General features: G+C 63.7%; 16 protein-coding genes. 2 read left to right on the top strand and 14 right to left on the bottom strand.

Translation table 11 applies throughout. The features are described 5' to 3' along the window. Positions 1-9: 9 nt before the first annotated feature. Both Q8R61_RS09705 and Q8R61_RS09700 read right to left on the bottom strand, forming a co-directional pair. Complete coding sequence (locus Q8R61_RS09705) at positions 10-573, bottom strand: hypothetical protein (protein ID WP_305536652.1); 564 nt, start codon at positions 571-573, stop codon at positions 10-12. 17 nt (positions 574-590) lie between these two features. Then, positions 591-1340 (bottom strand): SURF1 family protein, encoded by a 750-nt coding sequence (locus Q8R61_RS09700; protein ID WP_305536650.1) that lies wholly within the window; start codon positions 1338-1340, stop codon positions 591-593. 48 nt (positions 1341-1388) lie between these two features. On the opposite strand from Q8R61_RS09700, the gene Q8R61_RS09695 reads away from it, so the two are divergent. Further along, complete coding sequence (locus Q8R61_RS09695) at positions 1389-1589, top strand: twin transmembrane helix small protein (RefSeq protein WP_305536648.1); 201 nt, start codon at positions 1389-1391, stop codon at positions 1587-1589. Between the two features lie 94 nt (positions 1590-1683). On the opposite strand, the gene Q8R61_RS09690 is transcribed toward Q8R61_RS09695, so the two are convergent. From Q8R61_RS09690 to Q8R61_RS09635, 12 genes are all read right to left on the bottom strand, one after another. After that, positions 1684-2550, bottom strand: a complete 867-nt coding sequence (locus Q8R61_RS09690) for a cytochrome c oxidase subunit 3 (RefSeq protein ID WP_305536646.1) — start codon at positions 2548-2550, stop codon at positions 1684-1686. Between the two features lie 31 nt (positions 2551-2581). Further along, the gene (locus Q8R61_RS09685) at positions 2582-2782 is read right to left on the bottom strand and encodes a DUF2970 domain-containing protein (RefSeq protein WP_305536644.1); all 201 of its coding nucleotides are present in this window, start codon (positions 2780-2782) and stop codon (positions 2582-2584) included. Beyond that, positions 2775-3329, bottom strand: coding sequence for a cytochrome c oxidase assembly protein (locus Q8R61_RS09680; protein ID WP_305536642.1), 555 nt, complete (start codon positions 3327-3329; stop codon positions 2775-2777). The genes Q8R61_RS09685 and Q8R61_RS09680 overlap by 8 nt, the downstream gene beginning before the upstream one ends. 116 nt (positions 3330-3445) lie before the next feature. Then, the gene (ctaD, locus tag Q8R61_RS09675) at positions 3446-5023 is read right to left on the bottom strand and encodes a cytochrome c oxidase subunit I (RefSeq protein WP_305536640.1); all 1578 of its coding nucleotides are present in this window, start codon (positions 5021-5023) and stop codon (positions 3446-3448) included. A 24-nt stretch (positions 5024-5047) separates the two neighbouring features. After that, positions 5048-6199: a cytochrome c oxidase subunit II gene (gene coxB / locus Q8R61_RS09670; RefSeq protein WP_371133588.1), complete on the bottom strand. Its 1152-nt coding sequence runs from the start codon at positions 6197-6199 to the stop codon at positions 5048-5050. Positions 6200-6281: 82 nt separating this feature from the next. Further along, positions 6282-6767, bottom strand: a complete 486-nt coding sequence (locus Q8R61_RS09665) for a DUF2244 domain-containing protein (RefSeq protein ID WP_305536638.1) — start codon at positions 6765-6767, stop codon at positions 6282-6284. Positions 6768-6896: 129 nt separating this feature from the next. Beyond that, positions 6897-7571, bottom strand: a complete 675-nt coding sequence (gene bioD, locus Q8R61_RS09660; RefSeq protein ID WP_305536636.1) for a dethiobiotin synthase — start codon at positions 7569-7571, stop codon at positions 6897-6899. Further along, a complete protein-coding gene (bioC, locus tag Q8R61_RS09655; protein ID WP_305536634.1) occupies positions 7568-8533 on the bottom strand; it encodes a malonyl-ACP O-methyltransferase BioC in 966 nt (321 codons plus the stop codon). Before bioC ends, bioD begins: the two co-directional genes overlap by 4 nt. Then, on the bottom strand, positions 8526-9272 hold the full coding sequence (gene bioH / locus Q8R61_RS09650; protein WP_305536632.1) for a pimeloyl-ACP methyl ester esterase BioH: 747 nt from the start codon (positions 9270-9272) through the stop codon (positions 8526-8528). Before bioH ends, bioC begins: the two co-directional genes overlap by 8 nt. Then, a complete protein-coding gene (gene bioF, locus Q8R61_RS09645; RefSeq protein WP_305536630.1) occupies positions 9259-10419 on the bottom strand; it encodes an 8-amino-7-oxononanoate synthase in 1161 nt (386 codons plus the stop codon). The genes bioH and bioF overlap by 14 nt, the downstream gene beginning before the upstream one ends. Then, positions 10416-11432: a biotin synthase BioB gene (gene bioB, locus Q8R61_RS09640; RefSeq protein WP_305536628.1), complete on the bottom strand. Its 1017-nt coding sequence runs from the start codon at positions 11430-11432 to the stop codon at positions 10416-10418. The genes bioF and bioB overlap by 4 nt, the downstream gene beginning before the upstream one ends. Then, the gene (locus tag Q8R61_RS09635) at positions 11425-11883 is read right to left on the bottom strand and encodes a hypothetical protein (RefSeq protein ID WP_305536626.1); all 459 of its coding nucleotides are present in this window, start codon (positions 11881-11883) and stop codon (positions 11425-11427) included. The genes bioB and Q8R61_RS09635 overlap by 8 nt, the downstream gene beginning before the upstream one ends. On the opposite strand from Q8R61_RS09635, the gene Q8R61_RS09630 reads away from it, so the two are divergent. After that, on the top strand, positions 11833-12627 hold the full coding sequence (locus Q8R61_RS09630) for a ComF family protein (RefSeq protein ID WP_305536624.1): 795 nt from the start codon (positions 11833-11835) through the stop codon (positions 12625-12627). The genes Q8R61_RS09635 and Q8R61_RS09630 overlap by 51 nt on opposite strands. Positions 12628-12652 lie beyond the last annotated feature (25 nt).

The raw sequence follows: 12652 nt of genomic DNA, 5'->3' as shown, positions 1-12652 counted from the left end.
GGATACCGGTTAGCCGATCTGGGAGGCTTTGAGCAGCAGCTTGAGGTCTTTCATGATGCGCTTGGGCTCCGGCTCGGCGGGAAAGCGCAACATCAGGTTGCCCAGCGGATCGACCAGATAAATATGATGTGCGCGTTCAACCGTGGCCGGGAACTGCTCGATGAATGCCGCATCGGTCGGGCGCCACACATGCAGGCCGGGGTGGTCTGCCAACAGCGCCGGATCGGCCGCGCCGTCGCCGGTCAACACCCACAGCCGCTCGATACGGGACTGCGCCTTGCCCTGCGCGATGCGCGTCTGTCGCATCAGATACAGTTGCTGCGCGCAGTCTGCGTCGCAGGCGGCCGGGCCGACGTGCACCATCACCCACTTGCCTTGCAGCGCGTTCAGGTCGAACGGCGTGCTGTCATGCAGTGCGCCCGCTGTCTGCTGCAGCGGGGTCACCGTGATCAGCTCGCCGTAATTGGTGTGGCCGGCCGGACGCCAGCCGAAAAAGGCGAGATAGGCGGCGATCACCGGCACCACAAACACGGCGACCAACAACAGGAATTTGCTACGCGGGGTTAATTGCATGGGTCTATTCTATGTATTCAAGTCTTAGTGTTCGTCTCGCCGTCGCGGCGCCGCCCGACGTTCATTATCAGCCACAACACCGTCAGTGTCGCCGCCAAACTGTACCATTGGAAGGCATAACTGACATGCGTATCGACCCCGGTATCGGGCCGCGGCCAGCTTCGCTGCAGGCCATCCGGCAGCGCGCTGGTCTGCTGCAGCAGCACCGGTTGCAGGCTCAGGCCGGTGGTCGCGGCATAGCGCTCGAAATCGAGGTTCTGCCAGACCCGCCCCACCGGTTCGGTCGACCCCAGCTCAACGTAGCGCGTGTTCGGGTCGACCGCCATGCCTTCCAGCTTGACACGGCCCGCCGGCGTCGGCGGCTGCGGCACCTCCGCACGCGACCGCCCGGTCGCCACCCAGCCGCGGTTGACCAGCAGGGCGTGCGCGCCGCCGTTCACCCGCAGCGGCGTCAGCACGTGGTATCCCGCCACCCCGTCCAGCACCCGGTTGTCGATCAGGATGGTGTGGGCGTCGTCAAACACGCCTTCAACCTCGAGTTTGCGGTACAGCACGCTGTCCCGATCCAGCCGTTCGCTGCCGACATGGATCGGCGGCTCGGTCGCCGCCACATCGTAGCGCGCCTGCAGCGCACGCTTCTCGTCGGCGCGGCCGCTCTGCCAGTTGCCAAGCGAATACGTCAGCACAAAAAAGAACAGTGCCGCCAGCGTCGGCCACAGTGTCGGCGCGAACTGCCACCGGCCGAAGCGTATTTTCAGCAAGTGCATGGCGCGCTCAATCCGGTTAGACTGGAATTTTGCCGGGAGAGCCGTTTCATGCGCATTGTTGCCCTGCTGTTCATCGTCGTCATCCTGGCCAGCCTCGCCAGCGCACTCTACTATCTCATCAAGGACAAGGGGCAGTCCGACCGCGCCGTCAGGATGCTTACCGTGCGGGTCGGATTTTCCCTCGCGCTGTTCCTGCTGCTGATGGGCGGATATTACTTCGGCTTCATCCCGCAAACCGGTCTGCGCTGATCCCAGCGCGATTCCCCGACAGCAAAAAGCCGCGCTGAACGCGGCTTTTTGCTGTCGGCCGCGGCACTGCCGCGCGCCGATTTCTGACCTGGCTTTAGATCAGCCAGTAGACCACGATGAACAGAAGCACCCAGACCACGTCGACAAAGTGCCAGTACCACGACACCGCTTCGAACGCGAAGTGGTGGTCGGCAGTAAAATGGCCTGCGATCGAGCGCAACAACATCACGATCAGCATCGTCGTGCCGACCAGCACGTGGAAGCCGTGGAAACCCGTCAGCATGAAGAAGGTGGCGCCGTAGACGCCCGCACCCAGCGTCAGGCCCAGGTCTTGATACGCATGGATGTATTCATAGACCTGCAGTCCCATGAACACCAGACCCAGCGCCACCGTCATCGCCAGACCCAGGATCAGTTGCGTGCGGTTGTCTTTCTTGAGCCCCCAGTGCGCCCAGGTAATGGTCACACCCGAAGACAGCAGCAGCAGGGTGTTGATCGCCGGGATGCCCCATGCGCCCATCGGCGTGAAGTCGAATCCGTCCGCGGTCAGCCCGGGGCCCGCCGTCGGCCAGGTCGCCTGGTAGCCTTCCCACAGCAGGCTGCCGGTGTCGGCGTCCGCAAGCCAGGGCACCGACAGCACCCGGGTGTAGAACAGCGCACCGAAGAAAGCGGCAAAGAACATCACTTCGGAGAAAATGAACCAGCTCATCGACCAGCGGAACGAGGAATCGACCTGCCGGTTGTAGCGTCCGGCCTCGCTGTCGCGGATCACCTCAGCAAACCAGCCGAACATCATGTAGAACAGCACCGCCGTGCCGGCAAGCAGAATCCAGCCGCCGTTATCGATCTCCCTCATGGTCATGGTGCCGCCAATCGCCATCAGCAGCAGCGCCACCGAGCCGATGATCGGCCAAAGCGAAGGTTGCGGCAGATAGTATTTATCAGTTTGTGCCAGACTCATCTCATCCCCTCTTTCTTGTTTCGTAGATCGCTCAGTTCAAGAATTGCATTGCCAGATACACCAGCAGCAACATCGTCAACACAAAAACAGCCCCACCGATCAGCCCGGCAATGATGACCTGGGCCGGCGTCAGACTTTGCGCATCGGCGTCGTAGTCACGCCGCTTGCGCACGCCAAAAAAGCTCCAGAAAACCGCGAGCACAACCTGAAGATTGTTTTTCTTCTCAGCCATTCGGTACCGTTTTCCGCCCGTCTGACGCCTGCTTCTTCGCTTCAAGATCGAAGAAGGTGTAGGACAACGTCACGGTATGCACATCCCGATCCATGTCCGGATCCAGCACGAACATGACCGGCATGCGCCGGGACTCGCCTGCGGCGAGGGTTTGCGGCGTAAAGCAGAAGCACTCGATTTTCTTGAAAAACCCCGCCGCGCGCGCCGGCCCATAGCTCGGAACTGCCTGACCGACGATGGGATGGTCGCTGATGTTGCTGACTTCGTACTCCACCTGCACCAGCTGCCCCGGATGCACCTTGAGGCTGCGCTGCATGGGCTTGAACCGCCACGGCAGGGCTTCATTGGTATTGGCGTCGAATTCCAGCGTCACCAGCCGGCTTTCGTCGACCTGGGTATTTTTCGCCAGGCTCTGCTCGGCGCCGGAATTGATCCCGGTCACCTCGCAGATCTTGTAATAAAACGGCACCAGGGCAAACCCGAAGCCGAACATGCCCAGCGTCACGACGATGAGCTTGGTCAGCGTTTTGGCGTTGCCCAGGGCCATGGTCTAGTTCAGCCCGGTGTACAGCGTGAAGAGGAACAGGCCGAGCGCCAGCATCGCCAAAATGATGGCAGTGCGGTATTTCCCATTGCGCTTGTCGGCCATGTGCTCCGCCCCGCTCACTTGACCACCGGTGCGGTTTCAAAGGTGTGGTATGGCGCGGGCGATGGCAGCGTCCACTCCAGGCCCTCGGCGCCTTCCCACACACGGTCGGTTGCCTTTACGCCACCCTTGATCGTCTTCAGAATCACGGCCAGGAAGAGCAGCTGGCTGAAGCCGAAGATGAATGCACCGACGGTGGCGATCTGGTTGAACTCGGTGAACTGCAGCGCGTAGTCCGGAATCCGGCGCGGCATGCCGGCCAGACCCAGGAAGTGCATCGGGAAGAACACGATGTTCATGCCGATCACCGACAGCCAGAAATGCCACTTGCCCAGCGTCTCGCTGTACATGTGGCCGGTCCACTTCGGCAACCAGTAGTAGATGCCGGCGAAGATCGCAAACAGCGCGCCGGAAACCAGCACATAGTGGAAGTGTGCCACCACGTAGTAGGTGTCATGCAGCTGGATGTCGACCGGCGCGATCGCCAGCACCAGGCCGGAGAAGCCGCCGATGGTGAACAGGCAGACGAAAGCGATGGCGAACAGCATCGGCGTTTCGAAGGTCATCGAACCCTTCCACATCGTGGCCACCCAGTTGAACACCTTCACCCCGGTGGGCACCGCGATCAGCATGGTCGAGAACATGAAGAACAGCTGCGCGGCGGCGGGCATGCCGACCGTGAACATGTGGTGCGCCCACACGATAAACGACAGGATCGCGATTGAAGCCGTGGCATACACCATCGAGGCATAACCGAACAGCGGCTTGCGTGCAAAGGTCGGGATGATCTGCGACACGATTCCGAAGGCTGGCAGGATCAGGATGTAGACCTCGGGGTGGGCAAAGAACCAGAAGATGTGCTGGAACATCACCGGGTCGCCGCCGCCGGCCGCGTTGAAGAAGTGCGTGCCGAAGTTGCGATCGGTCAGCAGCATGGTCACCGCACCGGCCAGCACCGGCATGGTGGCGATCAGCAGGTAGGCGGTGATCAGCCAGGTCCATACGAACAGCGGCATCTTCATCAACGTGATCCCGGGGGCGCGCATGTTGAGGATGGTGGTGATGATGTTGATCGATCCCATGATCGACGACAGGCCCATGATGTGGACGGCCAGAATCGTCAGGTCGTAGGAAATGCCGCCCTGGATGAACAGGGGCGGATACATCGTCCAGCCGCCGGCAACCGCGCCGCCCGGCAGGAAGAAGGACGCCATCAGCATCAGGCCTGCCATCGGCAGCAGCCAGAATGCCCAGTTGTTCATGCGCGGGAACGCCATGTCGGGCGCGCCCAGCATCAGCGGCACCTGCCAGTTCGCGAAGCCCGAGAAGGCCGGCATGATCACGCCAAAGATCATGATCAGCCCGTGCATCGTGGTGAGCTGGTTAAAGAAATCCGGGTTGGTCAGTTGCAGGCCGGGCTGGAACAGTTCGGCGCGGATCAGCAGCGCCATCGAACCTGCCGCGAACAGCATGATGAGTGCGAACCACAGATACAGCGAACCGATATCCTTGTGGTTGGTGGTGGTCAACCAGCGCATGATCCCGGTCGGGTGACCGTGGCCATGATCGTCGTGGGCGTGTGCAGCATCAGACATCGTGTGCTCTCCTCTTGATTTTGTTTACTGCGCTGCGGGTGCGGCGGCTTCGCTGGCCCCACCCCGTGCTGCGGCGATATCGGCAGGCTGCACCTGATCACCCGTCTTGTTGTCCCACGCGTTGCGCTGGTAGGTCACCACCGCCGCGATGTCGGCATCGGACAGCTGGCCGGCGAACGCCGCCATCGTCGTGCCCGGCTTGCCGTTCATCACCACATCGATGTGCGCGGCGATCGGGCCGGTGGCAACCGGCGAACCGCTGATCGCCGGGAACACACCCGCCATCCCCATGCCGTTAGCCTGGTGGCAGGCGGCGCAGTTGGCTTGATAGACCTGCTCGCCGCGCGTCACCAGTTCCGACATCTCGAAGGTTCGGGTGTTGTCCGCCGCCGCGACTGCCGCTGTGCCCTTCTTCTTTGCCACCCAGGCAGCGTAGTCTTCTTCCGAGACCACTTCCACCACGATCGGCATGAAGCCATGGTCCTTGCCGCACAACTCGACGCACTGACCGCGGTAAGTGCCGATCCTGTCTGCGGTGAACCAGCTGTCGCGGATGAATCCCGGAATCGCGTCCTGCTTGGCGCCAAGCGCGGGCACCCACCAGGCATGCAGCACGTCGTTGGCGGTGATCAACAGGCGCACGCGCTTGCCGACCGGCACCACCATCGGCTCGTCGACTTCGAGCAGGTAGTGCTCACCCTTCTCGGCCTTGCCTTCGATCTGCTCGCGCGGCGTTGACAGGGTGCTGTAGAAGCTGACGCCATCGTTCAGGTAGTCGTAGCCCCACTTCCACTGGTAGCCGGTGATCTTGATCGTCATGTCAGGATTACTGGTGTCCTTCATGTCGATCACCACCTTGGCGGCGGGATAGGCCATGCCCATCAGGATCGCAAACGGGATCACCGTCCAGATCACTTCGACAGTGGTGTTCTCATGGAAATGTGCGGCCTTGTGGCCTACTGATTTGCGGTGTTTCAGCAGCGAATAGAACATTGCGCCGAACACCACGACGAAGATACCCAGACACACCAGCATGATCAGGTTGTGCAGATCGAACACATCCTGCGCCACCTTGCTTGCCGGCGTGGGCAGGTTGTATGCGTACTCTGCAAGTGCCGACTGGCTGAATGCCAGCGCTGCCCCGATCATCCCTACACGTTGCCACTTCTGTTTCATCGCGTCCCCCGTCCTCTCGTCCCCAAATTATTGGTGTCGTTGCGGCGTGTGTTGCGTTCCGGCCGGCAACCTGCGCGCTTCGTTATCCTTGCAACCTGCTGCGCAACGTGACGGCCAGCTGCAGCCGCGCCTCGTCACTCAGATACTGTCCCACTTCCGTCGCCCGGCCATGCGAACTCAGGCTGAGTCGGCAATTCCTGCCTGGCGACCTGCAATCACACACCACGCGTGCCCACTGCCGGTTCATTTCACGACGGCCGTCACGCGTGCCGCAATGCCATTCCAGCACCACCGCGTCGCCGTCGATCATCAGGGTTTCGTAGTCCCCCGCCCGCCTGCGCAACGCCTCGAAAGCCCAGGCCAGCAAGCCAATCTCCAGTCCGGCAAACGGCAGAATCAGCCAGTAACCCAGATACGCGAAGCTGATCGCCGTTGCAAAGCACACTACCGCCAGGCTCCAGAAAACGAGCCGTTCCTGAGTCCGGGTCAGCGAATGATTGGGGCGGGATTGAAAGACAAACGCGCCGGCAGACCCGCCCTCACAGTCGTCCAACTTCACCTGTTGCATGTCAGGAATCGCGGAAACCACGTGCGGCAATATGTCGCGGACAGTAACACGCCGCTCTACCCATGAACAAGCAGTACGATCGTATTAAGTTATTGATTTATTTATAAAATATCGTTATTACAGACTATTCTAATTATCTAACTCTCTAGGCAGCGTCAGCCATTGCGGCGTGCGCTCGGCAGAGAACCCCGCAGCCTGAAACCCCTGCACACCCAGGCATGGCGCCGGCAATCGCGCCTGCAGCGCCGCCACATTTTCGGCCTGGCATGTCATCGCCGGATCGATCTGATTGCTGACCCAGCCGGCCCACGGCAGCAATCGCTGCGCAATCGATTCGGCGGTCAGCAGCGCGTGATTGAGGCAGCCGAGACGCAGGCCCACCACCAGCACGACAGGCAGTCCGAGACGCTGCGCCAGGTCGGCCATGTCCGCCTCTTCGTTCAGCGGCACGCGCCAGCCGCCGGCGCCTTCGACCACCACGACATCGGCCGCAGCGGCCAGGCGTGCAAACGCCCCGGCGATGACGTCAAGCTCGATACGCACCTCTGCCTGCCGCGCCGCGATATGCGGCGCAATCGCCGGTTCGAAGGCATAGGGATTCACATCGCGGATAGCGGCGGTCACGTTGGCGGCCTGCAGCAGTGCCGTCACGTCCTCATTGAGTTCACCCGGCGCGTGGCCGGCCGCCACCGGCTTCATTGCCACCACGCGCAAGCCGCGCGCGCGCAGCGCGTGGATCAGCGCCACCGCCACCCGCGTTTTACCGACGCCGGTATCGGTACCGGTGACGAACAGGCCTTTCACGCGCGCCCCCGTTTTCTTTTGCGTTCGCCGATCGCGAACTGGATGACCTGGCGCCCGTCCTCCCGCTGCAGTTTGTCGCCGACCCACGCGTGGCCGTAGATCACCTCGAAGGTGGCCGGCAGGCGTCCTTCATACCGGTTTGATTCGTATGCCTGCTCCAGCCGCGCCCACGCCGATTTGCCAAGCAGGCCACGTCGCCGCGCCGCCGCCGCGTTGTGCGCGCCGATGCCCTTGAGGTCCCGCATCAGGGTTTTGAGATCGGCATAGGTCAGCGTCAGCATTTCCATTTCCATCACCGGGCTGGAAAATCCGGCGTGGATCAGCATGTCGCCGATGTCGTGCAGGTCGATGAAACGGTTGACGTGCGGTGCATCGTCGACGGCCGAAAAGGCGGCGCGCAATTCCTTCAGCGTATCGGGCCCGAAGGTGGCGAACATCACGAGCCCGCCCGGCGCCAGCACCTGGTGGACGCCCCTGAACGCGGCTTCCAGATCGTGCGCCCACTGCAATGCGAGACTCGACCAAACCAGGTTCACGCTGTTGGGTGCGAGCGGCAGCCGGTCCATGTCGGCACACACCAGGTGGGTGAAGGCTGAAGGGTATCCACAAGGGATACCGTCCCTGGCACGGGTAGTGCCAAGGACATAATGGGTGAGGCGTTGCAGGGCGCGCTGCGCCCAGGTCGGCTGCGGCAGGCGCGCACGTGTCGCTGCCAGCATGGCCGGCGCGATATCGAGCGCGCAGAGTTCGGCTTCCGCATAGCGCGAGCGCAGATGGGCCAGGCCGTAGCCGGTGCCGCAGCCAACATCGAGCACGCGGCCGGGCTGCAGACTCACGAAGTCGAGCCGTTCGAGCAGACGATCGCACACCTCGCGCTGCAGCACCGCATGCGCGTCGTAGCTGGCGGCGGCGTAATCGAACGCGCGTCGCACTTCGGCGAAATCGAGTTCGGATTCAGTCATGGGCAAAACGTCCGATCGCTGCGGCCACGTCTTCGCCATGTGACAGATGCGGCGCGTGCGCAGCGCGGGCCAACGCGCTGTACTGGACATTCGACAAGGTCTCGGCCAGCCAGGCGCCGGCCGCCAGCGGCGTCAGCGTATCGAGCGCGCCATGCAGCACCAGCGTCGGCTGCGTCAGCCGCGGCAATTCTGCACGCAGGTCGGTGTCGCGCAGGATCGCCAGACCAGCCGCCAGCGCCTCGCTGCGCGCGACGGGTGCGGCCAGCAGTGTCTGTCGCAATTGCTGCAGCAGGGCTTTCTGCCCGGACATGCCACGCGTCTGCAGGCTCAGGAAGCGCAACAGCGTCGCCTGCGGATCGGCCTTCAGCGCAGCGCCGAATTCCTCCAGGTCGGCAAGCGCCATGCCGCGCCCCCAGTCTTCGGTCGCCACGAATTTCGGCGTCGCCGCCAGCAGCACCAGGCGCGTGATCCGGTGCGGATAATCGAGCGCCGCGCGCATCGCTACCTGGCTGCCGAGCGACCAGCCAAGCAGCGTGGTGTTGTCCGGCAACTGCGCGGCGAGATCGTCGGCCCAGGCCTGCAGGCTATTGTCCGCCAGCGCGGCGCGCACGCCATGGCCCGGCAGGTCGAACGCGCGTACATCGAAATCGTTTGCCAGTCGATCCGCCAGCGCATCGAACACGCGGGCGTTCATGCCCCAGCCGTGCACTAGCGCGAGGACGGGTTTAGGCGAGCGCATGCAGGGCCTCGATCAGTCGCGCGACATCGTCGGTGCTGTGCGCGGCCGACAGGGTGATGCGCAGCCGCGCCGTACCGGCCGGAACCGTCGGCGTGCGGATCGCGGGCACCAGTAGACCACGCTCGAGCAGGGCCTGCGACAGCCTCACGGCTTCTTCATTGGCACCGATCAGCAGCGGCTGGATCGGTGTGTAGGACGGCATCAGCGTGCCCAGCTTCAGGTCAGACAAACCTGCGCGCATCTGCGTGATGTGGCTGCGCAGCCGCTCGCGCCGGACATCGCCCGCTTCGATCTGGCGCAGGCTTTCCAGCAGGCACGCGGCAAGCAATGGCGGCGAGGCGGTGGTGTAGATGTAGGGGCGCGCCTTCTGCATCAGCCAGTCGATCACGCTTTGATGCGCCACCACAGCCGCGCCGGACACGCCGGCCGCCTTGCCCAGCGTGGCGAGATAGATCACGCGGTCGCTCGCGCGGGCACGTTCGGTCATGCCGCCGCGGCCATCGCCCAGCACGCCGAAGCCGTGCGCGTCGTCGAGGTAGAGCCAGGCGTCGTAGCGCTCGGCCAGATCGAGCAGCGCATCCACCGGCGCGATGTCGCCGTCCATGCTGAACACCAGATCCGACACGATCAGCTTGTCCTGCGCCGTGCTGGCCACCAGTTGGCCTTCGAGTTGCGCGAGGTCGTTGTGGCGATAGCGGGTGAAGCTCGCGCCCGACAGCTGCGCGGCGTCCACCAGCGACGCATGGTTGAGCTTGTCGGCGAATACTTCGCCCTTTTTGCCTGCGAGCGCAGTCAGCACGCCGAGATTGGCCATGTAGCCGGTGGAAAACAGCAGCGCGGCCGGCTTGCCGACGAAGCGCGCGAAGGCCGCTTCGAAGTCGTCGTGGAAACGATGGTGGCCGGTGATGAGGTGCGCTGCCCCCGCGCCGACGCCGCATTGGTCGACGGCCGTGTGCGCGGCGGCTACCAGCGCAGGGTCGGCGGCCAGCCCGAGATAGTCGTTGCTGCAGAAGGAAATGACGCGCTGACCGTCGATCGTCGCGTGCGCGCCCTGCGCACCATCGAGGATGCGGCGGTGGCGCTCGAGATGATCGTCCTTCAGCGCCGCCAGCCCCTGCTGCAGGCGGGTCAGCGCAGCAAAGCTCACAGTGCAGTCAGGCCCAGGCTGTCGAACAGGCGCTGGTCGCGCTCCCATTCCGGGTTGCCGGTGGTCAAGAGCTTTTCGCCGTAGAAAATCGAGTTGGCGCCGGCAAGGAAACACAAGGCCTGCACCGCGTCGCTCATCTGCTGGCGGCCGGCCGACAGGCGCACGAAGCTCTTCGGCATGCAGATGCGCGCGACCGCGATGGTGCGCACGAACTCCAGCGGTTCGAGCGCCTCGGTACCGGCGAGCGGCGTGCCCTCGACCTGCACCAAGAGGTTGATCGGCACCGATTCGGGCTGCGGATCGAGGCTCGCCAGCTGCGCGATCAGGCCGGCGCGCTGGGTGCGCGACTCGCCCATGCCGACGATGCCGCCGCAGCACACGTGGAGGTCGGCGTGGCGGACTCTTTCAAGGGTATCGAGGCGGTCCTGGTATTCGCGGGTGGTGATGATGTCACCGTAGAACTCGGGTGCGGTGTCGAGGTTGTGATTGTAGTAGTCGAGCCCGGCGTCCTTCAGCTGTTCGGCCTGACCGTCCTTCAGCATGCCCAGCGTGGCGCAGGTTTCCAGTCCCAGCGCCTTGACCTCGCGCACCATGTCGAGCACCGGCTCGAGGTCGCGCTGTTTCGGTCCGCGCCATGCGGCGCCCATGCAGAAACGCGATGCGCCGGCGGCCTTGGCGGCCTTGGCGGCGGTCAGCACGTCATCCAGATTCAGCAGGCCCTGGTTTTCCACCCCGGCATCGTAGCGCGCTGACTGCGGGCAGTAGCCGCAGTCTTCCGAACAGCCACCGGTCTTGATCGACAGCAGGGTCGAAAGCTGCACCTTGTTGGGGTCGAACTGTGCGCGATGCACGGTCTGCGCCTGGAACATCAGGTCGGCAAACGGCAGCCCGAACAGCGCGTCGATGTCGTGAATCGTTTTGGGCGGGCGCTGCCCACGTTCGCCCCCTCTCCCCTCGAGGGAGAGGGTTGGGGAGAGGGGAGCATCCCCAATATTCGTTGTCAGGTCATTCATTGATTGCCACCTCGATGGTCATGTCGGCCCACGGCTCGCGCGCGGCCTTGAAAATGTCGTAAATCGCCCACGGCACGATGATCACTACCGCCGTCCCCAGCACCAACATCAAGCCCTGCCAGCCGTCGAGAAGGCCGTAGATCGCCGGTCCGATCACCATCAGGCTGCCCATCACGCCATAAAAGCGGTAGCCTGCCCACTTGTTGTAATGCGTGGTGCGCGGGTTGGGATGGTGGGCGATACCGGCGTAGACGAAGATCGACGCGCCCAGCCACAGCATCACCGGCGGCAACGACAGCACGAAGGGCAGAAAGCCGATCTTGTGACTGGCCAGCAGCTTGCCCAGCAGCAGCGCCGTCAACGAAATCAACAAGGCCACGACGGTGATGATGTTGAACAGTTGGGCGGCGAAGCGGGAGGACGAAGCGGAGATGACGCGTTTGGCTTTCATGGCCCGGATTTTCAGGGTCGACGACCCGGCTGTCAAATTCGGGGCGAGCCAGAATTGAACATCAGCTCGTTTTTTAATCGATTTTTTCCGCCCTCCTGCCTGCTATGCGGGGCCAGAGCGGCGCGAACGCTGTGCGCGGGCTGCCTGGCCGACCTGCCCTGGCACCGCCAGCCGCAGTGTCCGCAGTGCGCCACGCCGACGCCGGACGGCCAAGTGTGCGGCGCCTGTCTCAAGCACCCGCCCGCGTTTGACCACACCCATGCCGCGCTGGCCTATGCATTCCCGCTCGACCGGATGATTCCGCGCCTGAAATACCACGGCCAGCTTTCGATTGCGCCGGTGTTGGGCGCCTGCCTGGCCCAGGCCACCGCGCGGGCGACCCGTCCCGACCGCCTGATGCCCATGCCGCTGCATCCCACCCGCATCCGCGAACGCGGCTTCAATCACGCCACCGAAATCGCGCAGACGGTGGCCTCGCAGCTCGAGCTGCCGCTCGACCTCGACAGTTGTCGGCGTACCCGCGACACACCGCCGCAAATGGGGCTGAAGCACGACGCACGGCGACGCAACGTGCGCGGCGCGTTCACGTGTTCGGGCGAGGTTCAGGGACAACGCATCGCGCTGATCGACGACGTGATGACCACCGGCACCAGCCTCGACGAACTGGCTGCCACACTCAAGCGCGCCGGCGCCGCCGAGGTGAGCTGCTGGGTGGTGGCGCGCGCGCTGCCGCCGGGCGGGTGAATCAGCCGGGGAACGGGTGAAATGG

It is taken from the genome of Thiobacillus sp. (assembly GCF_030696885.1).
Classification (GTDB): domain Bacteria; phylum Pseudomonadota; class Gammaproteobacteria; order Burkholderiales; family Thiobacillaceae; genus Thiobacillus.
The sequence above is the reverse complement of the archived record's forward strand: the minus strand, read 5'-3'. Positions and strand labels throughout refer to the sequence as shown.

What these genes read in the sequence shown, in the direction of transcription:
- Q8R61_RS09680 (WP_305536642.1), bottom strand. Translation starts at nt 3,329, where the DNA reads ATGGCCCTGGGCAACGCCAAAACGCTGACCAAGCTCATCGTCGTGACG.
- Q8R61_RS09700 (WP_305536650.1), bottom strand. Translation starts at nt 1,340, where the DNA reads ATGCACTTGCTGAAAATACGCTTCGGCCGGTGGCAGTTCGCGCCGACA.
- coxB (WP_371133588.1), bottom strand. Translation starts at nt 6,199, where the DNA reads ATGAAACAGAAGTGGCAACGTGTAGGGATGATCGGGGCAGCGCTGGCA.
- Q8R61_RS09635 (WP_305536626.1), bottom strand. Translation starts at nt 11,883, where the DNA reads ATGAAAGCCAAACGCGTCATCTCCGCTTCGTCCTCCCGCTTCGCCGCC.
- Q8R61_RS09695 (WP_305536648.1), top strand. Translation starts at nt 1,389, where the DNA reads ATGCGCATTGTTGCCCTGCTGTTCATCGTCGTCATCCTGGCCAGCCTC.
- bioH (WP_305536632.1), bottom strand. Translation starts at nt 9,272, where the DNA reads ATGCGCTCGCCTAAACCCGTCCTCGCGCTAGTGCACGGCTGGGGCATG.
- Q8R61_RS09665 (WP_305536638.1), bottom strand. Translation starts at nt 6,767, where the DNA reads ATGCAACAGGTGAAGTTGGACGACTGTGAGGGCGGGTCTGCCGGCGCG.
- bioB (WP_305536628.1), bottom strand. Translation starts at nt 11,432, where the DNA reads ATGAATGACCTGACAACGAATATTGGGGATGCTCCCCTCTCCCCAACC.
- ctaD (WP_305536640.1), bottom strand. Translation starts at nt 5,023, where the DNA reads ATGTCTGATGCTGCACACGCCCACGACGATCATGGCCACGGTCACCCG.
- Q8R61_RS09690 (WP_305536646.1), bottom strand. Translation starts at nt 2,550, where the DNA reads ATGAGTCTGGCACAAACTGATAAATACTATCTGCCGCAACCTTCGCTT.
- Q8R61_RS09685 (WP_305536644.1), bottom strand. Translation starts at nt 2,782, where the DNA reads ATGGCTGAGAAGAAAAACAATCTTCAGGTTGTGCTCGCGGTTTTCTGG.
- bioC (WP_305536634.1), bottom strand. Translation starts at nt 8,533, where the DNA reads ATGACTGAATCCGAACTCGATTTCGCCGAAGTGCGACGCGCGTTCGAT.
- Q8R61_RS09705 (WP_305536652.1), bottom strand. Translation starts at nt 573, where the DNA reads ATGCAATTAACCCCGCGTAGCAAATTCCTGTTGTTGGTCGCCGTGTTT.